Origin of the sequence: Niameybacter massiliensis (genome assembly GCF_001282685.1) — a bacterium.
In the GTDB taxonomy this organism is placed as follows: domain Bacteria; phylum Bacillota; class Clostridia; order Lachnospirales; family Cellulosilyticaceae; genus Holtiella; species Holtiella tumoricola.
Genome location: NZ_LN875035.1, coordinates 2613441 through 2638917, shown reverse-complemented (window position 1 = coordinate 2638917; position 25477 = coordinate 2613441). Strand labels below are relative to the sequence as shown.

The 25477-nt window shown below is 34.7% G+C and carries 22 protein-coding genes; 19 read left to right on the top strand and 3 right to left on the bottom strand.

Annotated elements, in window-relative coordinates; genetic code table 11:
* Positions 1-44: 44 nt before the first annotated feature.
* A complete protein-coding gene (locus BN2390_RS18000) occupies positions 45-1493 on the bottom strand; it encodes a sulfatase family protein (RefSeq protein WP_053985693.1) in 1449 nt (482 codons plus the stop codon).
* 313 nt (positions 1494-1806) lie between these two features.
* Here BN2390_RS18000 and BN2390_RS17995 point away from each other — a divergent pair, with 313 nt between their 5' ends.
* From BN2390_RS17995 to BN2390_RS17915, 17 genes are all read left to right on the top strand, one after another.
* Complete coding sequence (locus tag BN2390_RS17995; RefSeq protein ID WP_053985692.1) at positions 1807-3243, top strand: MFS transporter; 1437 nt, start codon at positions 1807-1809, stop codon at positions 3241-3243.
* A 139-nt stretch (positions 3244-3382) separates the two neighbouring features.
* The gene (locus BN2390_RS17990) at positions 3383-4405 is read left to right on the top strand and encodes a PocR ligand-binding domain-containing protein (protein ID WP_053985691.1); all 1023 of its coding nucleotides are present in this window, start codon (positions 3383-3385) and stop codon (positions 4403-4405) included.
* Between the two features lie 263 nt (positions 4406-4668).
* Positions 4669-5829 (top strand): iron-containing alcohol dehydrogenase, encoded by a 1161-nt coding sequence (locus BN2390_RS17985; RefSeq protein ID WP_053985690.1) that lies wholly within the window; start codon positions 4669-4671, stop codon positions 5827-5829.
* A 164-nt stretch (positions 5830-5993) separates the two neighbouring features.
* Complete coding sequence (locus BN2390_RS17980; RefSeq protein ID WP_053985689.1) at positions 5994-6380, top strand: iron-sulfur cluster assembly scaffold protein; 387 nt, start codon at positions 5994-5996, stop codon at positions 6378-6380.
* Between the two features lie 54 nt (positions 6381-6434).
* Complete coding sequence (locus BN2390_RS17975; protein ID WP_053985688.1) at positions 6435-6899, top strand: DUF134 domain-containing protein; 465 nt, start codon at positions 6435-6437, stop codon at positions 6897-6899.
* Positions 6900-7065: 166 nt separating this feature from the next.
* Positions 7066-7431, top strand: coding sequence for a NifB/NifX family molybdenum-iron cluster-binding protein (locus BN2390_RS17970; protein WP_053985687.1), 366 nt, complete (start codon positions 7066-7068; stop codon positions 7429-7431).
* Between the two features lie 30 nt (positions 7432-7461).
* Positions 7462-8298: a nucleotide-binding protein gene (locus BN2390_RS17965; RefSeq protein WP_053985686.1), complete on the top strand. Its 837-nt coding sequence runs from the start codon at positions 7462-7464 to the stop codon at positions 8296-8298.
* Positions 8295-9158 (top strand): ATP-binding protein, encoded by an 864-nt coding sequence (locus tag BN2390_RS17960; RefSeq protein ID WP_053986363.1) that lies wholly within the window; start codon positions 8295-8297, stop codon positions 9156-9158. Before BN2390_RS17965 ends, BN2390_RS17960 begins: the two co-directional genes overlap by 4 nt.
* A gap of 9 nt (positions 9159-9167) precedes the next feature.
* Positions 9168-9530 (top strand): NifB/NifX family molybdenum-iron cluster-binding protein, encoded by a 363-nt coding sequence (locus tag BN2390_RS21810; protein ID WP_053985685.1) that lies wholly within the window; start codon positions 9168-9170, stop codon positions 9528-9530.
* A 306-nt stretch (positions 9531-9836) separates the two neighbouring features.
* Positions 9837-10856, top strand: a complete 1020-nt coding sequence (locus BN2390_RS17950; protein WP_053985684.1) for a helix-turn-helix domain-containing protein — start codon at positions 9837-9839, stop codon at positions 10854-10856.
* A 136-nt stretch (positions 10857-10992) separates the two neighbouring features.
* Positions 10993-11946 (top strand): ABC transporter permease, encoded by a 954-nt coding sequence (locus tag BN2390_RS17945; protein WP_053985683.1) that lies wholly within the window; start codon positions 10993-10995, stop codon positions 11944-11946.
* Complete coding sequence (locus tag BN2390_RS17940; protein WP_053985682.1) at positions 11943-12743, top strand: ABC transporter permease; 801 nt, start codon at positions 11943-11945, stop codon at positions 12741-12743. Before BN2390_RS17945 ends, BN2390_RS17940 begins: the two co-directional genes overlap by 4 nt.
* Positions 12743-13531, top strand: a complete 789-nt coding sequence (locus BN2390_RS17935) for an ATP-binding cassette domain-containing protein (RefSeq protein WP_053985681.1) — start codon at positions 12743-12745, stop codon at positions 13529-13531. Before BN2390_RS17940 ends, BN2390_RS17935 begins: the two co-directional genes overlap by 1 nt.
* Positions 13519-14235 (top strand): ATP-binding cassette domain-containing protein, encoded by a 717-nt coding sequence (locus tag BN2390_RS17930; RefSeq protein ID WP_242847695.1) that lies wholly within the window; start codon positions 13519-13521, stop codon positions 14233-14235. The genes BN2390_RS17935 and BN2390_RS17930 overlap by 13 nt, the downstream gene beginning before the upstream one ends.
* 3 nt (positions 14236-14238) lie before the next feature.
* The gene (locus tag BN2390_RS17925) at positions 14239-15870 is read left to right on the top strand and encodes a nickel ABC transporter substrate-binding protein (protein WP_053985679.1); all 1632 of its coding nucleotides are present in this window, start codon (positions 14239-14241) and stop codon (positions 15868-15870) included.
* Positions 15871-15909: 39 nt separating this feature from the next.
* A complete protein-coding gene (locus tag BN2390_RS17920; RefSeq protein WP_330373814.1) occupies positions 15910-17679 on the top strand; it encodes an ABC transporter ATP-binding protein in 1770 nt (589 codons plus the stop codon).
* Between the two features lie 14 nt (positions 17680-17693).
* Positions 17694-19421, top strand: a complete 1728-nt coding sequence (locus BN2390_RS17915; RefSeq protein ID WP_053985677.1) for an ABC transporter ATP-binding protein — start codon at positions 17694-17696, stop codon at positions 19419-19421.
* Positions 19422-19521: 100 nt separating this feature from the next.
* Here the strand turns inward: BN2390_RS17915 and BN2390_RS17910 are convergent, their stop codons facing one another.
* A complete protein-coding gene (locus BN2390_RS17910) occupies positions 19522-20214 on the bottom strand; it encodes a Crp/Fnr family transcriptional regulator (RefSeq protein WP_053985676.1) in 693 nt (230 codons plus the stop codon).
* A 518-nt stretch (positions 20215-20732) separates the two neighbouring features.
* Between BN2390_RS17910 and BN2390_RS17905 the strand changes: the two genes are divergently transcribed.
* Complete coding sequence (locus tag BN2390_RS17905; protein WP_053985675.1) at positions 20733-22493, top strand: methyl-accepting chemotaxis protein; 1761 nt, start codon at positions 20733-20735, stop codon at positions 22491-22493.
* 147 nt (positions 22494-22640) lie between these two features.
* Here the strand turns inward: BN2390_RS17905 and BN2390_RS17900 are convergent, their stop codons facing one another.
* Entirely contained in the window at positions 22641-24053 is a 1413-nt protein-coding gene (locus BN2390_RS17900; RefSeq protein ID WP_053985674.1) for an MATE family efflux transporter, read from the bottom strand.
* Positions 24054-24230: 177 nt separating this feature from the next.
* Between BN2390_RS17900 and BN2390_RS17895 the strand changes: the two genes are divergently transcribed.
* Positions 24231-24938: a hypothetical protein gene (locus BN2390_RS17895; RefSeq protein WP_053985673.1), complete on the top strand. Its 708-nt coding sequence runs from the start codon at positions 24231-24233 to the stop codon at positions 24936-24938.
* Positions 24939-25477: the final 539 nt, after the last annotated feature.

The following is a 25477-nucleotide window of genomic DNA, read 5'->3' as shown; positions in this document are numbered from 1 at the left end:
CTTGCATGCGTTTTATAACTCTTTTTTAATTAATAGACGTAGCTTTAATAAAATTCTTTGATTCTATGGAACCAAACACCAGCTGGATCGTTAGTTGTTTTCATATAATGAGACATTTTTTCTATATATGCTTTTTTGATTTGGGAGTAGGCTGGGTCGTAGCAAACATTATTGAGTTGGTAAGGATCTTTGTCAAAGTCATAAAGTTCACCTTTTTCATTTTCATTAAAAGTAAATTGGTAGTGATTATCTCGAACCATACGTTGACGTGATACATAGAAGTGGTTATGGTACTCGCCGTAGATTTCTGTTCGTCCATTACTTTCTTGTCTACCTTCCATGAGTGGTAGAAGACTCTCGCCGTCTACAGGCTTAGCTGGAGAGGTGCCTGCAATGTCTAAAAGTGTAGGCATTAACTCTTGAAGATAGACAAAACTATCGTTATCTTTAGTGCCAAGTCCCTTAACAATCATAGGGATTCTATAAATTTCATCATATGTAAATGCACCTTTTTCGATTAATTTATGAGCACCAAGGCAATCACCATGGTCGGCGCTATAAATAATGATTGTATCTTCGTAAATACCAAGATCTTTAAGTTTTTGAATAATCATACCTACCATATCATCAATTAAAGTACAGTGGCCATAGTATTTGGCTGCAATATCAGCAAAGCCATCCCAGCCGTAGTCGCCAAGCCCCCACATTTTTTCGGACAGATAATGTCCATAAGGTTTGTTTTCGAAAGTTTCTTTGTAACTTGGGTGCTCTTTAATATCTTTAGGGTCATACATGGAGAAGTAAGGCTCAGGAACGATACTTGGAGAATGTGGACCCCAGAAGTTAGCCCAGAGAAGAAATGGTTGATCTTGTGAAACAGCCTTGTCTATAAGACGGTTTGCCTCATGTGCAACAAAGTATTCGATGGTGCTTTCTAGTGGGCCTTCATGCTTAGCATACATTTCTTGGATTTGAAGGGCAGGATTATTGCCTAAAAAACCATGAGATACATCAGGTTTATCAAATCCATTTTCTTTAAGATATTCTTCATAATAATTAGGTGCGTTATCTGGTGGCTGATTAAATTTTAAGCTGGAAAAGACACCACTACCAGGGAAACCATATCCCATAAAAGCTTTGCCGTCAAAACCACAATCTTCAGGTGTCTTAGTTGCAGATACATGCCATTTCCCTGCAAGTCCACAGAAATAGCCTTGTTCTTTCATGCAATGGCCAAGAACAGGTATGCCATCTTTGATATCTGTAAAATTATCGATAACGCCATGATTATGAGGGAAGAGCCCTGTCATAACACTAGCTCTGGCTGGTGCACATATGGCGGAAGAAGTAAAGGCATTGGTAAATTTCATACCTTCGGATGCTAGGGTATCGATATGAGGTGTTTTGCATACTGCATTTAGGCCGTAGGCGCTAACTGTATCGTAGCGTTGTTGGTCGGATAAGATGAGGAGGATATTTTTTCTTTTAGACATAACGGTTGATTCCTTTCTGTGATAGGATATTAATTATAAATTATAATTTTTAATATATCATTTAGTATTTTAAAATACAATAGATAATGAAAATAATAATAAAACTATAAAAAATGCACTAAAAAATGAGTATAATATGTTTAAAAAATACATATTGCATAAATATATAATTTTAAATTATAATTAATTAAATAAAAATATATACAGAAAAGTCACATTTTAAAGCCAAAAAGTGAAGAGGGGAGGATTACTAATTATTTTTTATAAAAAATAAAGTAAGTGATTAAAAAGATAAAGTCAGGGAGGCGGTATAATGAAGTATTCAGTTGAGGCATCAGAAAAGGATATATACTTATACAGTATAGGGAACATTGCAAATACAGCGATTTTTATGTTTGTAGGAACGTATATTATGTTCTATTACACCAATATCTTGGGCATTTCAGCAACTGTTGCAGGAACAATCTTTATGGTTGCAAGGCTTGTAGATGCATTTACAGATCCACTTATGGGGATGATTATTGATAAGACAAATTCTAAGAAATTTGGTAAGTATAGACCTTATATCTTATTTGGATCCCCTTTACTTGGTGTGATTTTTGTTGTTATGTTTATGGCACCGGAATTAAGCATGGGTGGGAAAATTATTTATGCTTATACAAGTTATATTTTATATAGTTTAGCATGGACATGTGTACAAATTCCTCAGCTTGCACTACCTATTATTTTGAGTCATAGTACAGCGCGTCGTGCCAAAGTACAGGCAATTTTCCAAGCAGTTGGGAATATTGGTTCGTTAGCGGTTACAGCGCTTGCTATCCCTATGTTAAATTGGTTTGGAGGGGATTCAAGTGAGGAAGCTTGGTTGATGGTTGCTGCAATCTTTGCAGTATTTAGCACCATTATGTTTATTATTTCTGCGATGTCTGTAAGAAAACTTGATATTTATAATCCAGCACAAGCAAAGCAAGCTCAAAAAGGCGAGAAAATATCCTTTAAACAAAGAATGAAAGTCATCACATCAAATACAGCACTTTTGATGGTACTTATTAGTTTTGGAACCGATAGTTTAGCCATTCAAATAGGTAATGGGCTAAATATGTATTTCTTTAAATACAATATGGGTGAAAAAACACACCTTATGGGAATCATAGGATGGGCGACAACAATCTTTTCATTTATGCTTATTGGTATTGTAGGGTGGTATGTAGCAAAATTAGGAAAGAAAAATGGTATTATTGTTATAGAAGCCATTGCCATTATTGCAGCTCTTGGATTACTCTTTACACCAGCAAATAATACTTTTCTTGTGATGGTCTTTATTGTTGCAACGCCACTTATTGGAGCGGTTAATAATATGCTGAGTCGTTCAGCAGTATTAGACTCTGCCAATTATGCAGAATGGAAGACAGGGATTAATGGTTCAGCCCTCGTTTCTTCAACTTTTACTTTTGTTAATAAGCTTTCCCAAGCTTTTGGTGCATTTATTATGGGATATGTACTTGATTTTGTAGGTTATGCACCTGGGCTTGCACAACAAACACCACAAACACTTAATGCTATTTTATATATGAAGACACTTATTCCAATTGCTGCCTTTATATGTTCTATCGTCGCAATGAAGTTCTATCCAATTAGTAAGAAAACTGAAAGTGAGATGGAGGCTTTTATTTCTACAAAACGTGCAAAGGAATTTGAAGGGATAGAGACAGAGGCAGAAATAGAAAGTGTAGAATTTGAAATGTGTTAATATGACAAAATAGAACTCAAAAATCGCAGCCATTCGCCCTCTTGAATGGCTGTGTTTTTTTTGTTTAAGGGCAAAACTGGGACTAGAAGAGGATTTATAGTATAATAAAAGTAGATATCTTATTGAGGAGTTGCTTACTTTGAAGAAAAGTACATTAAAAGTAGACCAGATTATTGATTTTAAAAAGTGGGATAAGCTACAAGATTCAATGGTTTTAATTACAAAAGCAGCTATGATTATTATAGATTATAAAGGGAATCCTATGACCAAGCATAGTGGATGTCAGAAGTTTTGTTCTATAGTAAGAGCGGATAAGAAAATGGCAATGTATTGTCAAAAATGTGATTCAAGAGGCGGCTTAGAAGCCGTTCGCACCAATAAACCTTACATATATTTATGCCACTTTGGCATAGTAGATATTGCAGTGCCCATTATAGTAGATGATAAGTACATTGGGGCCATTATGGTTGGGCAAGTTAAGTTATCTGATCATCATATGCATAATACCCTTGAACAAATCGTAGCACTACCTAATAAAGAATGGATTGAAGGAACAATCAATCATCTTAAAGAACACTATGAAGCCTTGCCAGTTTTGAGTTATGAAGAGGTAGTTAATCTCTCAGAGATGATTTTTAACTTGAGTAATTATCTTGTTGAAGAAGCATTAGATAAAAGTTTAGCTCTCGAGCTAAATGAAGCTATTGGCTTGAAAGAACATCATATAAGCCAGGATATTTTGTTAGGTTATCAAACAAAGAGTATAGAAAATATAAAAAAAGAGATGTCTAATAGGATTATAAGTTCTTATATAGAGCGTGAACAAGAAAAAATTAGTGTAAGTAAGGTCTTGAAGCCTGCAATAGACTATATTTATACTCACAAGAATGAACATGTATCCGTAAAAGAAATGGCAGAACTTTGCCATGTAAGTCCAAGTTATTTTAGTAGACTATTTGTAAAGGAAACAGGAGAAAAGTTCAGTCTCTATGTATCCAAACTTAAAATAGAGTGGGCGAAAAGTATACTAGAAGAAACAGATATTCCCATTAGTGAAATGAGTGAGGAGCTAGGCTTTAACGAACCTGGATACTTTATAAAAATCTTTAAAAAGTATGAAGGGGTTACGCCACATCTCTATAGAAAATATTATAAAAAATAAAATAAGATGCTACGCAATCAAAAGAATTGCTGTAGCATCTTATTTTATTTTGAAACAAAGTATAAAAATTACAATTAAATTTAAAAAGAACATAAAATTACCATTAATAAATGTAATTTTATGACATATCTGTCTCATGCATATTTGTGTAAATAATACTATAATATTAAATATAAAATTAGAGCTGACCACTTTTAAAATATAAGAAGCTCTCAAACAAGAGTATTGAAAAATAAACTATGCTTAAATTTGGAGGATATCAAATGAGTAGAATGTATGACTATTTACTACCAAGTGTGAATTTCATGGGACCAGGATGTTTAAAGGTGATTGGTGAACGTGCGAAGATGTTAGGTGGGAAAAAAGTACTTGTTGTTACAGATAAATTCTTAAGAAATCAAGCAAATGGCGCAGTTGAGCAAACAATAAACTATTTAACCCAAGCCGGGCTTGAAGTTGCTATATATGATGGAACAGAACCAAATCCTAAAGATACAAACGTAGCAGAGGGATTAAAAATATTTAAAGAAGAAAATTGTGATATGATCGTAACAGTAGGTGGTGGATCTCCTCATGACTGTGGTAAAGGGATTGGAATTGCTGCAACACATGAAGGTGACTTATATGAGTATGCAGGTATTGAGACTTTGACTAACCCACTACCACCAATCCTAGCAGTCAATACAACAGCTGGTACAGCAAGTGAAGTAACAAGACATTGTGTTATTACAAATACAAAAACAAAAGTTAAATATGTTATCGTAAGCTGGAGAAACTTACCACTCGTATCTTTCAATGATCCAGAACTTATGATTGGCAAACCAGCAGGACTTACAGCTGCAACAGGAATGGATGCTTTAACTCATGCCGTAGAAGCTTATGTTTCAAAAGATGCAAATCCTGTAACAGATGCATCTGCAATACAATCTATTAAATTAATAGCAAATAATTTAAGACAAGCAGTAGCTATGGGAGACAACTTAGAAGCAAGAACAAATATGGCTTATGCTTCACTCCTTGCAGGTATGGCATTTAATAATGGTAACTTAGGCTACGTACATGCAATGGCACATCAATTAGGTGGGTTATACGATATGCCACATGGTGTAGCCAATGCAATGTTATTACCACATGTTTGTAAATACAATGTTATTTCTAATCCACAAAAGTTTGCTGATATTGCAGAGTTTATGGGTGAAAAAATTGATGGCTTATCAGTGCATGAAGCAGCTGAAAAAGCAATCGATGCTATGTTTAGATTATCTAGAGAAATCGGTATCCCAACATCATTAAAAGAAATGGGAATTAAAGAAACAGATTTTGAATATATGGCAGAAATGGCATTGAAAGATGGCAATGCTTTTAGTAATCCACGTAAAGGTAATAAAGAAGATATTATCAATATCTTTAAAGCAGCTTATTAATTAAAAAGTATAAAACACCTAGAGTTTACAACTTCTTTGAATAGAAGGTGACTCTGGGTGTTTTTTTATGTGGAATGATAGATAGGGGAATGATTATTGACATATGTTCATAATGTTATTAAAATATAATAAGCATATGACCATAAATAAAAAGGAGTAGAGCAATGGGATATAGTGATTATACAGAAATAGTATTTGAACATTTTATGGCACCTTATAATTCAGGGACTATGCCAGATGCTGATGCAGAGGGGCGATATGGAGAAGCCGAGTGTGGAGATGCCTTAACCATATATATAAAGGTGAGGGATAATATTATAGAGGATATTACGTTTTTAGCATTTGGATGTGTTGCAGCAATTGCTAGTAGTAGTATGACAACAGTACTTGCAAAAGGAAAGTCATTAGATGAAGCTTATCAAATCACAGACAAAGATATTTCAGATGCTTTAGGTGGACTGCCAGAATATAAGCTTCACTGTTCTGTACTAGGTGAAGGTGCGTTAAAAAATGCTATAGATAATTATAGAAAAAGACAACTTCCTTGCTAAGTCAAATATTTTAAGCTATACTTCTTATAAGAATGAGTATGAGGAGGTACTTTTATGGCAAGACCAATCAAATGGCGTAAAATTGAACATATACCTATGGTACCTTACTTTATACCTGCAGATCACGAAATCGAAGGTGTTGAAGTAAATGTACTTTTGCTTGAAGAAGTAGAAGCGATTCGATTAAAAGATTTAGAAGGGCTTGAGCAGGCAGAGTGTGCAGAGCGAATGGAAGTGTCTCGTCCAACTTTTCAAAGAATATTACTATCTGCTAGAGAAAAAATAGCAGATGGAATGATTAACGGCAAAGCAATACATATTGCTGGAGGCAATTACACGAGAAATATTTGTAGTGTAATGTGTGAAGAATGTAATGAAAATTGGAAAGAAAGCTTTGAGAATTTGCAGCAAATTAAAGAAGGAACATATATGTGCCCAACATGTGGGTCTACTAAAATAAATTGTGTTAAAAAGTGCAAGGGTAAATTCTGTACTAAAAATTGCTGGAAACAGTGCTAGATATGAAAAGATGATTTTGATAATAATCAAAATCATCTTTTTTTATTTATTCAGATTTAGTAAAAAACATTATTGACATATGCTCAAAAAGGAATATAATGAAAATATAGTTAGCATATGCTCATAACTTAACGTGTAAAAACTTAAATGAAAAGGAGATAAAAGGATGAAAATAGTTGTACCAGTTAACGAAGACAAAAAAACAATTTGTGTATCATTTGGTAGAACACCAAGCTTTTTATTTATTGATACAGCAACCAATCACAAAGAATATGTGGAGAATGAAGCTGTAAATGCACCAGGGGGAGCAGGTATACAGGCTGCTCAGTTTATCGTTGATACAGGTGCAGATATCTTATTAACTCCTAGATGTGGGGAAAATGCAGCAAAGGTATTACAAGCAGCCAATGTAAAAATGTATCAGACAACGACAGAGCAAGTTGATGAAGAAATAGATAAATTTACCGAAGGCAAATTAGAACCCTTAAGTAAGATTCATGCAGGATTTCATAATCATGGATTTGATAAATAGTTTTTAGATGTTGAGAAAGGATGCATTCAAATGAAAATAGCTGTTTTGAGTGGAAAAGGAGGAACGGGAAAGACATTTGTGTCAGTCAATCTAGCAGCAAGTATCAAACATTGTATCTATGTAGATTGTGATGTGGAGGCACCCAATGGCACATTGTTTTTTAAACCTAAGATGCTAGAGAGTAAGGAAGTAACTGTTGCAATTCCAACTTTTCAACTAGAACAATGTACAGGATGTAAACAGTGTGTTGCATTTTGTGCATTCCATGCATTAGCTTTTGTAAAGCAACAACCTTTACTTTTCCCAGAAGTATGCCATTCATGTGGTGGGTGCAAAGTCGTTTGTCCATATAATGCCATAGATGAAGAAGAAAAAAGGGTAGGAAGTGTCATGAAAGGTATTTCTGGTACAACAGCGTTTGTATCTGGGAAGATGGATGTAGGACAAGTATCTGGTGTACCCATCATCAAAGCCATTCTTAGTCAGATTAAAAATGAAAAAAATGTCATTATAGATTGTCCGCCAGGAAGTGGATGTATGGTTATGGAATCGATAAAAGATGTGGACTACTGTATTCTTGTTGCGGAACCTACTGAGTTTGGGCGACACAACCTAGAAATGGTCTATGAATTAGTCAAAGTATTTCATAAGAAATTTGGTGTTGTACTTAATAAATGTACAGAGAGTGACAATCCATCGGAGCGATTTTGTCATGAAGAACATATTGAGATCATAGGAAGAATTCCTTTTGATAGAGAAATAGGAAAGAAAAATTCTGAAGGTGAGATTGCTGTTTATTCGAATGAAACAGCAATTGCAGCCTTTGATGCTATAAGGAAGAGGCTTGAGAAGAAGGTGAGATGTTGAAAAAGTTATTAATTTTAAGTGGAAAAGGTGGCACAGGTAAAACAACTGTTGCCTCTAGTTTTATACATTTACTTAAAACAAAAACTTATGCAGATTGTGATGTTGATGCACCTAATTTGCATATTACAGCAACGCCTCATGGTAAGCCAGAAATACAAAACTTTTATGGACTTCCTAAAGCTAAAATAGACTTAAGTAAATGTATAGAATGTAAAAAATGTCTAGAGCATTGTAAATTTGATGCAATATCTTATCAAGATAGGATAACGATTGATCCATATGCTTGCGAAGGATGTGGAACGTGTAAATTTGTTTGTCCTACCCAATCTATAACTATGGAGGAAAGTGTAAGTGGTCAAACTTATATCTATCATGATGAGATTGTGTTTTCAACGGCTAAGTTGAAAATGGGCGCAGGTGCGTCAGGTAAATTGGTATCAGAAGTAAAGAAAAATATGGATAAGTATGCTAAGGATAATATTGCAATCATAGATGGTTCGCCAGGTATAGGATGTCCGGTGATTGCTTCTATGACAGGTATAGATATGGTTTTAGTTGTTACAGAACCTACCGTTTCAGGTATAAGTGACCTACAAAGAATTTTAGAAACGGCTAATTATTTTAAAGTAAAATGTGCTGTGTGCATTAATAAATATGATATTAATCGAGACAATACAGAGGCAATTAAGCATTACTGCAATCAACACAAAATAGAGGTTGTAGGTATGATCCCCTTTGATAAAATGGCTTCTAAAGCAATTAATGAAGGGAAAAATATTGTTGAGATGGATAGTTGTGCAGGTAGAGCCCTTCGGCACATTTTAGAACACACCTTAAATATATTAAATAAAACAATCTAGGAGGAATGAATGATGAAAATAGCAGTTGCAAGTGAAGGAAAAATGACAGCAGGACATTTTGGACATTGTGAGAACTTCAATATTTATGATGTAGAAGGTAAAACAATTGTAAAAGAAGACTCTGTACCAAATCCAGGACATAAACCAGGCTTTTTACCAAATTACTTACATCAATTAGGCGTGAATGTGATTATATCAGGTGGTATGGGAGGCGGTGCTATCGATATCTTTAATGAAAGAGGTATTGAAGTTATCGTTGGTGCAGCAGGAGAAGCAAAAGCAAATGTTCTAGCTTATCTTGAAGGAAACTTAGTATCAACAGGTTCTATTTGTCATGAACATCAACATGCAGGTGAATGCGGAAATCATTAATTTAATATTAGTTTTAAGAAAATTTTAGTTTTCATGATAAATGTGTAAAAAGAAGGTCTATCTATAAAGATAGACCTTCTTTTTTGGATTGCGTTTTAATAGACTTACGTTGCTATCAGACTCTTTATAGAAGAAAATAGTGAGCAGTGGGTCAATAATCGGTGTAAATTATAATAATGTCTATTTTTATTTGGGTGTAAGGTATTTATAAATACATTGAAAATTGACTAAGGTTATCAAATACTGATAAAATGTAAGTATAGAGTTAGTTGGAACTAACTACCTTATCCAAAGTTGAGGTGTATAATGAAAAAACTATTTACTGAAACGGAAGAACTAATAAAAACGCATGTTTTAAATGAATCTGATACGCAAACGATTATTCATGGAGAAGAATGTTCTATTTATAAAATGGAAAATAATACTGGAGAAGGTATTATTATTAGGTATTCAGTGTTCCCGGGAATAGAAATTCTCTATAATGATATCCATATGACAAATGGTGTTAGGCATAATGCAACTCCACGAGCAGATATTATAGAGATTAATCATTGTCGTATAGGACGATTTGAATGTGAGTTTTCTAATGGAGAAACAGCTTATTTAGGAGAAGGTGATTTAGCAGTTAATGTGATGACGAATGTTGCACGTGAGAGCTGGTTTCCCTTATCTCATTATCATGGTATAACTATTGCAGTAGATATATCTCTAGCAACACAGGTATTAAAACAGGTATCAAATGCTTTAGGAAGGGGGCTATCTTTTGATTTGTTCTCTATGAAGGAAAGTTTGTGCCAGGGTAACTCTTGCTTTATCATGAGAGCAACTGATTCTATTCAACACATTTTTTCAGAACTATATAAAACACCTGAAGATTTGAAAAGTGGATATTTCAAAATAAAAGTAATGGAATTATTCTTATTTTTAAACTCACCAGAAATTACTGCGAAACGAGAAGAACGTCAATATTTTAATAAAATACAGATAGAGTCGATTAAAGCAATTAGACAATACCTTATTCAAAACCTTCATCGTCATGTTACCTTGAAAGAACTTTCTCATACATTCAATTATCCATTAACTTCAATGAAGCTCTGCTTCAAAGAAGTGTATGGTTCTTCAATCAATACTTATATGCAGGCTTATCGTGTACAGTTTGCCGCTCAACTTTTACGCGAATCAAATGATGGAATAACAAATATTTCTTATCAAGTTGGTTATCAAAATGCTAGTAAGTTCTCAGAAGTTTTTAAACAGTTCATAGGGCAGACTCCCACAGAGTATCGAAAAAGTTTTTGTCTAAAAGGAGGGCGTAGTGTCTTATAGGAGTGGCAACGAAATAGAATATTCAGTATTATGGTTTCTGTAAGCAAGAGGGATCATAAGCCGAGAAAACGCATCGATTCCGATGCGTTTTTTTTGAAACACGATGATTAGCAACCAACTTAAAGGAGGGGATATTATGAGGCGTGAAACCAAGCGATATATCATCCGTAAAATAGCCATCGTCATCTTAACAGTATTTGTAGTAACACTGTTATCCTTCCTGCTTATGCGTTTGTCTCCCATTGATCCAGCTACTGCCTATGTAAAGCGGAATTCAGCTATTGTGACTCAAGAACAAATTGACAAAGCCAGAGTAATGTTGGGGTTAGATAAGCCTCTACTGCTACAATATTTTGATTGGGTTAGAAATGCCGTTTGCATGGATTTTGGTATTTCGTTAGGTACTGGTAACCCTGTCGCGAACGAATTGGCAAAAACAGTTTCAGTCACATTAAAGGTTGTGGCACTCTCCGGCATAATGATGTCTATAGGTGCACTAGCAGTGGGGACACTTGGATACTTAGGGAGAAATAGGATTTGGGGAACATTACTCTCTCTATTAACCATGGTAGGTATTTCTGTACCGGGATTCTACTTAGGAACAGCTTTTATCGATATTTTTGCGTTAAAACTTGGTTGGTTGAGTGTATTGGGTAATACTGGGATAGCAAAATATTTTCCGGTGGCACTTTGTCTATCGGTATGTGGAATATGCTTTTATGGACAAATGCTTGCGTCCTCTTTAGAAAGAGAGATGGAGCAAGATTATGCCATGTATGCTAGGTGTAGAGGATTGAGTGAAGGATATATCTTGATTTTTCATGGATTACCTCATGCAATAGTAGATTTACTACCCAGTTTTGCACAAATGCTGAGTTTGTGCTTAGCAAATGCAGCTATTGTAGAGCGAGTGTTTTCACTGCCCGGCTTTGGGTATCTTATTGTTGATGCTGTAGTTAAAAGGGACTCACCAATAATCCATGGGGCTGTATTGATTCTTGCACTTGTGTTAGTTGTTCTAGACAGTTTCACGGAATTATTACAGTACATATTGCGTAGTGATATGAGAGCAAAGGGAGGCAGAGGATGAAACAATCTCAATTAAAAAGAAAATTAGAATTAATTTTTCCTCTAATAATTATTCTAATATGTACCTTTGGTTTTTTATTTGCTCCACATAATCCTGGCCTGGTGAATATGGAAATTCGTTTTCAGTCTCCTTGTATAGAGTATCCATTGGGGACTGATAATATGGGGCGGTGCGTATTATCTCGCTTATTGTATGGAGGGCGTACTACTTTGATGATTGTTTTAGTAGGGGCATTGATAGTAAGTGTTTTTGGAACTTTGGTAGGGCTCTTTATAGGTGGGAGCGAAGGAGGAAAAAATGTAGTATTAGAAGGCATTTTAAATGCAGTAACCGCAATGCCACCTATTGCTTATTTAATTATTTTTATTGCGGCTTGGGGAAATAGTGTCATTACTATGTTAGTTGCAGTTACAGTTTCTCTTTTGTTACGGTTGGTTAAGTTGGTACAAACGCGCACCACTATAGAACAAAACAAGGCATATATCATGTGTGCTATGGCTTCTGGAGCGAAAAAAATGCGAGTGCTATTTGGGCATATTCTTCCGAATCTTATATGGGACGTCCTACATTTTATTTGCTTATCTTGTGCGGATATGATTTTGTCAATTGTGGGATTTTCATTTATTGGACTTGGAATGGGTGACAATGTAATCGATTGGGGAAGTATGGTATCTGAAGCACATCATTATCTCCTTGCCCATTCAAGGCTGACACTATATCCCATTACTATGATTGTTCTTTGCACGATGGCATTTCACATGTTAGGTAGAGAAATTGAAAAAAGAGGGGGGAACTAATGGTTGATGTCCAAAATTTATCTGTAATAACTCAAGATGGTTATAAACTTTTACATCAAATTTCTTTGCACTTAGAAGTAGGAGAAGTTGTTGGATTGACTGGGCAAAGTGGGGCAGGTAAATCCACTTTATTAAAGGCTTTATTGGGGACTTTAAGTAGGGGATGCAGTATAAGTAGCGGAGAAATATTTGTAGATGATATTGCCCTTGGTACATTATCTTTAAAAAAACATCGGTGTTTATGTGGAACGACGTTAGGTTTTATTCCCCAGAATCCCATGACTGCATTTGATCCACAAATTAAGATGGAAAAACAGATTGTTGAAACACTTCACTTAAAAATGGGCATGTCTCGACAACAAGCTATAGACCAAGCAAAAGAATTACTGGTTGATTTAGGTTTTTCTCAACCCAAACGAGTACTTAACAGCTTTCCTGGGCAGCTTTCAGGAGGGATGCTTCAACGCTCAGCCGCTGCGCTCTTGCTGGCAATGAGCCCCAAATACATTTTGGCTGATGAACCGACCTCTGCATTAGATTCAGAAAACAGGACGTTATTGTTGAAACTATTAGCCCAACAAAAAGAAAGGGCAGGTATTTTATTTATCTCTCATGATATAGCTGCATTAAGTCAGCAGTGTGATAGGGTTTATGTAATGGAATGGGGTCAGCTGACAGAAACAGGTACTATGGAAGAACTTCTCTCTAATCCAACGTGTGAATGGACAAAGGAGTATGTGACTGCCAATAGGTCAGTCAGTAAGGAGGGGTGGACATGGAAGGACTAATTGCTGAACATATTAGTAAAACTTATTTGGAATCTCATGGATTATCCTTTGAGGCATTAAAAAACATATCTATTAAGTTAGAGCCTGGTTCATTTACTTGCCTTGTAGGAGAGTCTGGATCAGGGAAAAGTACTCTTGCTCGCCTTTTAGTTGGGTTAGAACATCCAGATACTGGAAAAATATTCTTAGATGGAGAAGATACAACTAACTGGAATGCCGAAGACTGGCGAAAACATAGAAGAAAAATCCAAGCAGTATTTCAAGACACGGGTGGCACATTAAATCCTATGTTATCTGTCCGACGAAATGTTGAAGAAGCCATGATTAATTTAACAGATATGACAAGAAAACAACGACGTGAACGAATCGGTGAATTAATGGAATTAACACATATGGATTCTCGGCTACTAAATGTTCCGGCAAGACAGCTTTCGGGAGGTGAACAAAGACGTCTTTCTCTGATTCGTGCCATGTCAATCTATCCTCGTTATTTAGTGCTAGATGAGGTATTAAGTGGCCTTGATTTTATATCTGCAGAGGCTGTAATGACTGTCTTGGAGCAATATCATAAAGAGTTTGAGTGTGCATTTTTATTAATTACTCATGATATAGATAGTGCTTACCGGCTATCTGATACAATTCTCACAATACAATGTGGGCAAATTATTCGTGTTGGTATAAAAAATACAAAGAAAGGAAGTTAATATATGAAAAAAAGAAAGTTAATCTCTCTTGCTCTGTGTGGGGCATTACTTTGTGGCACTTTTGCTGGTTGCAGCAATGGTAATGGGGAGTCAAGTACAAATACTACATCTGCTTCTAAGAAATCGGAGGCTACAATTACTGAACCTAAAATATTGACTACTGCAGTAGGAGCTGAATTAAATACGCTCTATCCATTGAACATGGATGTTCAAAATAATATAGGTACTAAACTTTGCTATGAAGGTCTTGTTAATTATGAAGATGGCAAGGTTGTTCCAGGATTAGCAGAAAGCTGGGAATTCTCTAATGAAGGGAAGGCATTGACCTTTCATCTGAAGGAAGGAGTTACCTTCCATGATGGCACGCCCTTTAATGGAGAAGCTGTAAAAGCAGATTTTGAGTTTGCACATTCTAACCCTAATTTCAGTAATATTTCTGCTGTCGCTAATTTGGAAAGTGTTGAAATCGTAGATGAATATACCCTTACATTCCATTATCCTAATGCCTATTTTGCGTATTTAATGGATTTTTGCTACCCTGAAACAATGGTCCTTGTTTCTCCAAAAGTTCTAGAGGAAGGAAATTATCAGTTGATGAAAGACGTTGTAGGTACTGGTCCATATATTTATGATGAGATTGTGGATGGAGAATATGTTCGTTTCATACGTAATGAAAATTACTGGGGTGAACAGCCATACTATGATGAAGTAATTGTTAAATATATTCCTGAAGCTTCTGCTCGTCTACAGGCTCTACAGAATGGAGAAATTGACTTGATATATGGAAGCGCACTACTATCTTGGGATGATTATGATCAGGCAATCACTCTATCTAATATTGAAGGAGCAGTAGCTAAAAGTGACTCCAAAGCTCGCAATCTGGTTGTTAACGCTTCTGGAGTACTCTCCAATGTGAATATGAGATCAGCTGTTGCTTATGGGATTGATAAAAAGACGTTATCTAACGGTTTGACTTATGGCAAAGAAACTCCAGCGGATCACTTGTTCCCAGATGACGTTCCTTATACAGATGTTGAGTTGAATGTTGTGCGTACATACAATTTAGATAAAGCCAACGCGCTTTTAGAGCAAGAAGGATGGATTATGAATGAATCTACTGGTATACGTGAAAAAGATGGGCAGCCTTTAATACTGAAATATACATATCATTCCGCAGATGCGCTGAACAAACCGCTGGCAACCGCAATAAAAAGTCAACTAGCAATTATTGGTATTGATGTGCAGACAGAAGGACAAGAGATGATGATCTGGTGGCAAGAAGGTGTGGCAGGTAACTATGACCTGATTATGTGGAATACGGAACAGCCCTATACGGCTCCTCACAATTACTTTATCCCAATGCTATCTCGTTCCCCTCATGTTCCAAGTCTGAAGAATATTGAAGATAGTGATGAATTTATAGCGTTAATTAATGCGTTTCAGGTGAATGATGATCCTATACAAATTCAAGGGATATTCAATCAACTACTTAATTTTGATAATGACAATGTTTTGGATTTACCTATTCTGTTTGCAAAAGATATGATTGTCTATAATTCAGAGAAAATTGATGGCTATGATTTTACCAGTACTCCAACGTTTTTTGATGTGCGTAAGATTCGACCTATAGAATAAGGGATGTAAGAACCGGATTTTGTTCTGTTATATAGATAGATGTTTTCTAAGGAGGTGGCAATTATGAAGGGGAAAAAGACTTTATCTTCTTTTGCTATATTGTGGAGGTGGGCCGAAGCATATCACAGTGGTTTTCTGAGTGCGGTAATTTTTGCGATATTAGGAGTTACCTGTGGTATGGTACCTTACTTTTGCATTGGATCTATAATTCGGTTGTTATTAAATGGTGAAGGCATACAATATTGCTTGACATGGTGTACTTTAGCCTTTGCAGGATATATTGGAAAAATAATTTTTTCTACTCTTTCTACGGCTGTTTCACATGCTGCAACATTCCATACATTACGAGATATACGAAAAGCACTTTTGAGAAAATTATCACGGGTTCCAATGGGAACCATATTAGATACGCCCTCAGGACAATACAAAACTACTATTATTGACCGAGTGGAGGGAATGGAGCCTACTTTAGCGCATCTGATTCCTGAAATGACATCTAACTTATTAGTGCCTATCATTATTGCGATCTATATTTTTGTATTAGACTGGCGCATGGGTATAGCTTCATTTGTGACTACTGTCATAGGGCTTGCCATTATATCTAAGAGTACCAAAACCTATGCTATACGATGGGAAGGTGCGGTGGAAATAGGTCATAGTATGGCAAATGCTATTGTGGAATATATCGGAGGAATTCAAGTGGTTAAGGCATTTAGTCAATCAGCAGGATCCTATAAAAGATATGCAGATGCTGTAGAGGATAATGCTAATTACTATGTAGATTGGATGAGAGATAGTCAGAAGTATATGTGTATGTGGCAATCAATTATCCCCTCTGTGTTAGTGGTCGTCCTCCCAATCGGACTTATTCTTTGGTCAAATGGAAGCCTTTTATCTGTTGATTTTCTGACCATCGTAGTACTATCTTTAGGACTGACGGGTCCTGTTGTATCCGCCATGTCTTTTGTAGATGATTTGGCAGTTATAGGTATAAATGTTAGAGAAATTTCTAGTATTATGGATGCTCCAGAACTAATTCGACCAGATCAGCCAGTTTCCTTTCAAAATCAAGAGATTATTCTAGAACATGTAACTTTCTTTTATAATAGTAAGGATGAAGAGGTGCTACATGATATTAATTTGAGAATAACACCGGGCACAGTTACAGCCCTTGTAGGACCTTCAGGTTCTGGGAAATCGACAATAGCTAAGTTGATAGCGGGTTTTTGGGATATAACAGGTGGGAAAATTACACTAGGAGGAGTGGACTTAAAAAAAATTCCTCTAGATCAGTTAAATCAACAGATTGCTTATGTATCACAAGATAACTACCTCTTTGATCGTACGGTAAGAGAAAATATTCGAATGGGGCGACTAGATGCTACTGATGAGGAAGTGGAATTTGTTGCAAAGGTAACAGGTTGCGATAGTTTTATTCAAGTTTTGTCGCAAGGATATGATACTGTCTGTGGAGGTGGTGGAGGTCATTTATCTGGTGGTGAAAAACAAAGAATTTCTATTGCGAGGGCCATGTTGAAAAATGCCCCTATTGTAATTTTAGATGAGGCAACAGCGAGTATTGATCCTGAAAATGAAGCTGTGATTCAACGAGCTATTTCCGCCCTGACAAAAGGGAAAACACTTATTGTGATTGCTCATCGGTTATCTACGATTGTGGATGCAGATAATATTGTTGTGATTGAGCGAGGAAAAATTGTGGATCAGGGAAAACAAGAAGAGTTGATAGAAAATTGTCCACTTTATGCTCAAATGTGGAAAGCTCATTTGGGAACACAGGATAGTCGGTGAAAGGAGGAAAGTCGATGTTTGGAGTATTGAAGAAGATATTTGCATTTGCAGGAAGCCGTAAAAAGTTATTGATAAAAGCAATGATCATTGCTTTTTTAGGCGCTCTGTTTTCAGCTTTGCAAGTCGTTGCCATAGTACTTACACTAGATTGCATTCTGTTAGGAAAAGTGGATTCAATTTGGCTTATTCTATTGATTATGCTTATATCTATCGCAGGTCATGCATTTTGCTCGTACCATTCTATCAACTTAGAGACGGAAACAGGATACTGTATGGTAGCAGAAAAACGTATCCATATTGGTAATCGGCTTCGTTATATTCCTATGGGATATTTTAATGATAATAGTCTAGGGAATATTACGGCAGTGGTTACCACAACACTGGCTGATGTTGAAAATACGGCAGCTCGTTGCCTCGTTTTGGTTTTGGGAGGATTTTTAAATACATTAGCATTATGCCTTATGTTAGTATTTGTAGAGTGGAGAATTTCTCTACTTTCCGTTATTGGGATTTTTGCCTATCTTTTAGCTACAGAATTATCTCAAAGAGCAGCTTATAAAACGGCTTATGCACGTCAGCATGCCCAGGAAAACTTAGTAGAGGCAGTTTTAGAGTATATTCAAGGAATGAGTGTGGTTAAGTCATATGGATTAGAAAAGGATAATGGTCAAACTGTAAGCAGAGCAGTAGATGATAGCAGCAAAAAAGCCCTTTCGTTGGAATATAGTTTAGTTCCATGGATGGCAATTCGACAGCTTATTATTCGGATTTTTAGTATAAGTATTGTTTTAAGAATACTATTTCTTTATTCTGCGGGAACATTACCTCTTTCTCGTTGCCTATTACTTCTTATAGCATCTTTTATGATCTATCAGGACTTAGAAAGTGCTGGGAATATGTCAAACAATCTGCAACTCTTGGGTGCATCTATGGAGCAAGCCAATGCTATTGATAATACACCAACTATGGATATAGATGGAGAGGAACTGATCCCTATAGATTCCTCCATTTCTTTTAAAGATGTTAGCTTTGCCTATGGGAGTCAGATGATTCTTGATCATGTGAATTTAACTATTCCTGCTGGAACTACAACTGCTATTGTAGGTCCTTCAGGGAGTGGAAAGACTACGCTATGCAATTTAATTGCAAGATTTTGGGATGTACAAGGCGGGGCTATTTTTGTTGGAGGATATAATGTAAAAGATTATAAACTGGATAGCTTGATGAATAATATTTCTATGGTTTTTCAAAATGTCTATTTATTTCAAGATACAATTGAAAATAATATTAAATTTGGCCGTCCAGAAGCTACACATGAACAAGTAGTAGATGTAGCTCAGGCAGCACGTTGCCATGATTTTATTTCTGCATTGCCGCAAGGATATAATACCATTTTAGGTGAAGGAGGCGGAACGCTTTCTGGTGGAGAAAAACAACGTATCTCTATTGCACGTGCTATGCTAAAAAATGCTCCTATTATTATTCTAGATGAAGCAACGGCAAGTGTGGATCCAGAAAATGAAGCTGAACTTCAGGTAGCTATAAATGCACTTATGCATAATAAAACAATTGTTATGATAGCTCACCGCTTAAAAACGGTTCGCCAAGCAGATCAAATTATCGTGTTGAACGAGGGAAGCATTATGCAACAAGGTACTCATGAAACATTACTTCAACAAAAAGGACTTTATGCAGAGTTTATTAGTATGATAAAAGAAGCAAGTGGGTGGAAACTAGTTTAAATAGTCTTGTGCGGTGGTTTTGAAATAATCAATACCACTGCTTTTTTATTCTACAATAGAATAATTAATATAGATATCTCAAAAGGTCATACAGAAAAAACTAAAGTACACATAAGTTTTCATTACATTTAGAACACCCTAAAGTATTTTTTATGTGCTCTAAATCTTTAAGAATTAAAAAGCCATGATTAAATGTTATCAGATTATCATGTTTTAATTTGGTTAATAACCTACTTATAGTTTCTGGTGAGGTCCCTAGGTATTCAGATAAAATTATATTAGAAAGTTTTATATTTATTTTAAAACCCTCTTGTGTTTTTAATCCATAAGTATTATATAGGCGTATTAGTATAGAAAGCAAAGCATGTTTTTTATCATGAATACCAATATCTCTCATCTGTAAAAAAACTTTTTGGCATAGATAATCATGATATAAATACAAATTTCTAAGAAGTATAAAATCGTTTTCAATTATAGACTTAAAAGTAGGCGCAGATATAGTACCTAATGTACACTCTGTTAAAGTACTTATTCTGAATAAAGATGAAAAGTTATTCTCCATATTTAAAATTGCTGGAAATATAATGATCTCAGAGTTGTAAATTCCGAGTAGAAGTTCATTATAATTTGGTAGCATATGGGATACTTTTATTGTTCCATTTAAAACAATGATTAATTTATTCCGTTGATCTTCCTGTTCCCATATAGGTGTTTTTCTTTTTAATGTGATTGTGCTTTCAATAAAAGGTTTAAACTCTTTTACTAAGTTATGTCTTAATTCTATTAAATTCATAGATTACCTCATTCTTATTAGAAAGTTAATATTAATTATTATAACATAATAATTAAGTGGTAAAAAACATGATAGATATCATTTTTTTTATTGATAATTATGTATAAAATATAGAGGATATTTTAGTAAGAGTATAAAATTAAAAAATTAATAAATGAAGGAGAGAATTTATGAAAGAAAATAATTAGAAAATAAAAAAGTTTATTTTTAAAAATATATATTTAAGCATAGATATTTTTTACTTTTATTGATATTAGAGAGGGAATCTACATTTTTTAGAGGCGTACATAGGATACTTACTTTTGACAATAAAAATAAAAAGTAGAAAGAGATTAAAGATAAAAAGTAGATTAAAATATAAAGCAAAAAGTTATTAAAATTGTTGAGTGTATTATCATAAGTAGTTCAGAAAACCAGTTTATTGGTATTAATTATGGCGATAAAATAGGAAAAAGTAATAGAATAAAATATTTCATTATAAAGGAATTAAACTAAAAAAGTGATAAAGGAGCAGTAATATGGTCAAAAGATCTAATAATAAAATAAAGAAAAGACTATTTAAGTCGTACCTTGGGATATTTATCTTATTTTTTATTTCAATTATAGGGGTTACTTTTGTTTCGTTTATAGGTGCAAAAGAAATATTAACTAAACTAGGAGAAGAAGCTTTAAAAAATAGAATTAATATGGGTGTTGCCATGATGGACATGTTAGAGACACAAGTTGAAAATTCTAAAATAACAAGAGAAGAAGCCCAGGAAATATTTAAAACTAAAATGTTAAATGAAAGAGGCAGTGATGGTAAGACTCGAGGGTTAAATAAAAAGTTAGAACTTAATGTTCAAGCATATATGTATGCTATAGATAGTAATGGAAATGAAAAGATGCATCCTTTTAAGGAAGGAGAGAACATCTCAGATGTAGTTGACAATAAAGGGAGAAATATTACTAAACTTATTATTGATGAAGGAAAAAATCCTAAAAATGACGGAATAATAACATTTTCTTGGAAAAATCCTGAAGACAAGAAAGCAATGGATAAGGTAAATGTAGTAGCGTATTATGAACCTTGGGAATGGTATTTAAATGTAGGTTGCTATTATAGAGATTTTTATGGAAACTTAATTCCCACATTTCTTAAAATATTAATAGTAACTATAGTTGTATTATTGTTAAGTATACTTTTAATAAGATTTATAATATCAAAGAAAGTTGAACCATTAAATAAATTAATTGAATTAATAAAAAAGATAGGTGATGGAGATTTAAGTTCCAAGATAGATGTTGATTCAAAGGACGAATTAGGGTATATGGCTAATATATTAAATACTACCTTATATGAAATAAGATCCATGATAATAAGTTTTAAAAGTATATTAGATAAAATAAATGAGAAGGTTGAATACGTAAATGAAGCTAGTGAAAGTACTTTGGAAGTATCTAATCATATAACAGAAGCTATAGAAGAAATTGCTTGTGCAGCAGGGAATACAACACGAGATATGGAAATAAGTGTTGGTGTAGTAGCAGATTTAACTAACAATATTGTCTCTATCAAAGATACAAGTTTACATCTACAAAATGAAGCTATTAATGCAGGAAAACTGAACTTTGATGTGCTAAATATACTAAAAGATTTAGAAGAAAAAAGTTCAGAAAATTTTAATTTAGCAGAAGAAACGGTTAATAATATGAATTTATTAACAGAAAAATCAAATACAATAGTAAAGATAATAAATACTATAGAAAATATATCCAAGCAAATTAATTTGTTGGCATTAAATGCATCTATTGAAGCATCAAGAGCCGGAGAAGCTGGTAGGGGATTTGTAGTTGTAGCTCAGGGAATAAAAAATTTATCATCACAAACAGAAGAAGCTACAGCTCAAATAAATGAATATATAAATGAGCTTATAGAGGCGATTAAGTATTCAGGAGAAAGCGTTATAAAAACCAAACAATCTTCAGAGCTTCAAAGAAATACCATAAATGAAACACAAAATATAGTAAAAGAAGTTGTAAGATTTATGGAAGAGATTCCAAATCATATAAAGAATAATGTTGATAAAATAGAAGAAACCTATAACAAAAAGGATTTGGTAAATAAAGCGATGAGTTCAGTATTAGGTTTAACACAAGAGATATCAGCAGCTACAGAAGAAATAGCATCTTCAATAATAGAGGTAAATAAAAATATATTAGAAGTAGATAATATGATAAAAGACTTAGATAATAGTGCAAAGATGTTAAGTCAAAAGTCAGCTAAATTTACAGTATAAAGATGAGAAATTACAAAGATATTTCAAAAGAGATTTTAGAGGAGTTAATGCAGGTAGAACCAGTAATTAACCTTCTTAGTATAAAACTTACAGAAGAGCCAATACAATAAATTAAGAAAAAACTATAAATATAAAAAGATGATCTATCTATGCAGATAGATCGTCTTTTTTTGCGTGGGTTTCAATAGCCTTATTTTGCCATTTACCTCTCTTGTAGAAGAAAATAGTGAGTAGTGCACCAATAATCCATGAGAGGAGTAAGGAAATAAATACGCTTTCACATCTACCATTTGGAAGTTCTGGCGTTCTTGTAAAGAAAGCCAGTGAATAAGCTACAGGTACTCGGATGATAACAGTAGTAATCAGAGAAATCCACATAGGTGTCATAGTATCTCCGGCGCCCCTCATAATACCTGATAAGCATTGAGTCACGGCCATAGCTACATAGCCTACAGCAAGAATGGTCATCATACGCATACTTAAATCCACAAGCTCCGGTGTATCGGTAAAGATGGACATAAGATTTCTACCAAAGATGAGAATAAGTACAGTAATAATGATTGCAGTAGCAAGGGCAAAGAGTGTTCCTTCTTTAGCACCTTTTTTAACACGGTCATATTGTTTCGCACCTACATTTTGACCAGCAAAAGTTGTCATGGCCGTACCAAAGGAGAAGTTAGGCATCATAGCAAAACCATCCACTCTCATAACGATAACATTGGCTGCAATAAAGGCTTCTCCATAACTATTTGTAAGCGACTGAACAATAATCATAGCAAATGAAAGGATCATCTGTGTTAGGCCGGATGGTAGGCCTAAACGAATAGTCGTTGCCACATGTTTTTTATTCCATTTTAAATGGCGTAAGCTAAAGTCAAAGACATCATGCATTTTGGATAACTTGATGAAAGACAGTATAGCCGATACAATTTGGGCAATGATGGTTGCAAGGGCAACACCAGCTACACCCATATCAAATACAGCGACAAAGAGTAAATCTAATAAAATATTTAAGATGGTTGACACTAATAAATAGATTAAAGGAGAGATAGAATCACCAAGTCCCCTTAAGATTCCACCTAAAATATTATAATAGGCCATCCCACTTATACCCATGAATAAGATGAGTAGGTAACTATAGCACCAATCAATAATGCTTTCGGGTGTATTCAGTAAATTAAGCATTGGCCGTATAACAAATGGTGTGATAATCATCAGTCCTATGGATACAATAGCAGTAAGCAAAATACAGCATTCAATGGCTCCAGATAGATTTTCACGGTCTTTAGAACCAAAGTACTGAGATACCATGATCCCAGCCCCTACGGAAATACCGATAAATAAAACTAATAGTAAGTTGATAATAGGTCCTGCACTCCCAACAGCAGCAAGTGCATTATCCCCTACGAACTTCCCTACAATAATACTATCAACTGTATTATAAAGTTGTTGCGCAATGTTCCCAATAAGCATGGGAATCATGAAGATAATAATTTGCTTTAAAGGATCACCAACGGTCATATCTGTTGGTTCTTTAAGCTTTTGCAATAAACTTTTCATATTTTCCTCTCTTTCAATTTTTTATAATTTGTATTATAGATTAAATTTATTATAACATAAGTATTGACTAATAGACTGAAAATATAAAATAATAGAGTTGTATAAATAAAATGGATATTTATGTCGAAATAGAAACGACTAATGGGTAAGACAAAAAGTAAGTAAAGGGGAGTAAGCATGCAGCACACTTATGAAGAAAATGTACACTATCTAACGGATATGTTATTTGAAGCAATAGAAGAAGAACCAAGGAAGAAGTTGTTCTTGATGCAGCTAGAGATGCTATTACAAGGGCTAGGTGGGGTGATGTGTGCTATTTTATATAGACAAATCATCTACCAGTGGATCTATGAGGGAATAGGGCCTATAATGTCGCTAAAAGAGCGAATGATAGTAGCAGCCCTCCCAACTCAAGAAGTCTACAATAGACTAGAAATGATGGAATCATTGATGCTCATTCCTACAAGTCTCATGGCATTAGGTGGCGTAGGTATGGCGATAATGGGGCTTTATACACTAATCAAACAACAAATTGGGGTAGGCCAATGTCTTAGATACTTTGACATTCCAGCCGTAGGAACAAATCATTGGGGAATAGCATTCTATGAGGAGGATGAAAACATTATATTTAGACAAACATCTTTCGAATGCTTAGAGGAGCATTTAGGCAATGAATACTTAGAATGCCTATGGACGTATCAGTGGTTTATCAATAAGTTAGAAGTGACACCAAATGTGATTAGATATTGGTTGATGATTAACCTTCTTGCAAGCTTAGCGCACAAAAAAGGAATACTCAATAAAATAGAAAGAAAGCTATTGATCAAAGAAATTAAAGCAAGCTATAAAGCGTTGAGTATAGAAGAAGAGCAAAAGGCAGCCTAGCATCAAGCTAAATAGTTTTGTGATAGAAATCCGTGCATTAATTGTGAATATAGAACACAACAAGCCTACCTAAGGTATCTCTCCCTCTTGAACATGAGATGCACTTAAGTAGGCTTGTTGCATAGTGGCAAGGCACTCCAAGGTCCACAGCACTTATCTACTTCAACTTAAAGCTTGTAACTGAGATAGGTATGAACTTCTAGTGTAATCCTGATAGGTATAAGGTGAATAAGGTTTCTTTAGTGATAGAGGTATCTTTATATACATAACACGTTAGATTGTTATTAACCTGTAGTATGCAGGGGGTGGCTAGAAATAAATACATAGGAAAGTACAAAGATTAAATGGAAGTAACACAAGATACCACGAAGCCAATGCAAAGCGGTATTGCCCCAAATCTACCTGGCTTGCCACCACCATGAAGTAGATTTAGTTGATTAAGAAAAGGGAGGTGCTAAAGGTAAGAGGGAGGGAACCCTAAAGCTTGTCCAACTTTTCTTAGGGAAAGGGAAACAGCAAGTAGGTGGCCACCCATTTGT

Bases quoted from the DNA above. Each gene is read 5' to 3' on its own strand.
- BN2390_RS17920 (WP_330373814.1), top strand. From the start codon at position 15,910: ATGTTTTCTAAGGAGGTGGCAATTATGAAGGGGAAAAAGACTTTATCT.
- BN2390_RS17915 (WP_053985677.1), top strand. From the start codon at position 17,694: ATGTTTGGAGTATTGAAGAAGATATTTGCATTTGCAGGAAGCCGTAAA.
- BN2390_RS17905 (WP_053985675.1), top strand. From the start codon at position 20,733: ATGGTCAAAAGATCTAATAATAAAATAAAGAAAAGACTATTTAAGTCG.
- BN2390_RS17925 (WP_053985679.1), top strand. From the start codon at position 14,239: ATGAAAAAAAGAAAGTTAATCTCTCTTGCTCTGTGTGGGGCATTACTT.
- BN2390_RS17910 (WP_053985676.1), bottom strand. From the start codon at position 20,214: ATGAATTTAATAGAATTAAGACATAACTTAGTAAAAGAGTTTAAACCT.
- BN2390_RS21810 (WP_053985685.1), top strand. From the start codon at position 9,168: ATGATGAAAATAGCAGTTGCAAGTGAAGGAAAAATGACAGCAGGACAT.
- BN2390_RS17985 (WP_053985690.1), top strand. From the start codon at position 4,669: ATGAGTAGAATGTATGACTATTTACTACCAAGTGTGAATTTCATGGGA.
- BN2390_RS17980 (WP_053985689.1), top strand. From the start codon at position 5,994: ATGGGATATAGTGATTATACAGAAATAGTATTTGAACATTTTATGGCA.
- BN2390_RS18000 (WP_053985693.1), bottom strand. From the start codon at position 1,493: ATGTCTAAAAGAAAAAATATCCTCCTCATCTTATCCGACCAACAACGC.
- BN2390_RS17945 (WP_053985683.1), top strand. From the start codon at position 10,993: ATGAGGCGTGAAACCAAGCGATATATCATCCGTAAAATAGCCATCGTC.
- BN2390_RS17900 (WP_053985674.1), bottom strand. From the start codon at position 24,053: ATGAAAAGTTTATTGCAAAAGCTTAAAGAACCAACAGATATGACCGTT.
- BN2390_RS17895 (WP_053985673.1), top strand. From the start codon at position 24,231: ATGCAGCACACTTATGAAGAAAATGTACACTATCTAACGGATATGTTA.
- BN2390_RS17935 (WP_053985681.1), top strand. From the start codon at position 12,743: ATGGTTGATGTCCAAAATTTATCTGTAATAACTCAAGATGGTTATAAA.
- BN2390_RS17940 (WP_053985682.1), top strand. From the start codon at position 11,943: ATGAAACAATCTCAATTAAAAAGAAAATTAGAATTAATTTTTCCTCTA.
- BN2390_RS17950 (WP_053985684.1), top strand. From the start codon at position 9,837: ATGAAAAAACTATTTACTGAAACGGAAGAACTAATAAAAACGCATGTT.
- BN2390_RS17930 (WP_242847695.1), top strand. From the start codon at position 13,519: ATGGAAGGACTAATTGCTGAACATATTAGTAAAACTTATTTGGAATCT.
- BN2390_RS17995 (WP_053985692.1), top strand. From the start codon at position 1,807: ATGAAGTATTCAGTTGAGGCATCAGAAAAGGATATATACTTATACAGT.
- BN2390_RS17965 (WP_053985686.1), top strand. From the start codon at position 7,462: ATGAAAATAGCTGTTTTGAGTGGAAAAGGAGGAACGGGAAAGACATTT.
- BN2390_RS17975 (WP_053985688.1), top strand. From the start codon at position 6,435: ATGGCAAGACCAATCAAATGGCGTAAAATTGAACATATACCTATGGTA.
- BN2390_RS17970 (WP_053985687.1), top strand. From the start codon at position 7,066: ATGAAAATAGTTGTACCAGTTAACGAAGACAAAAAAACAATTTGTGTA.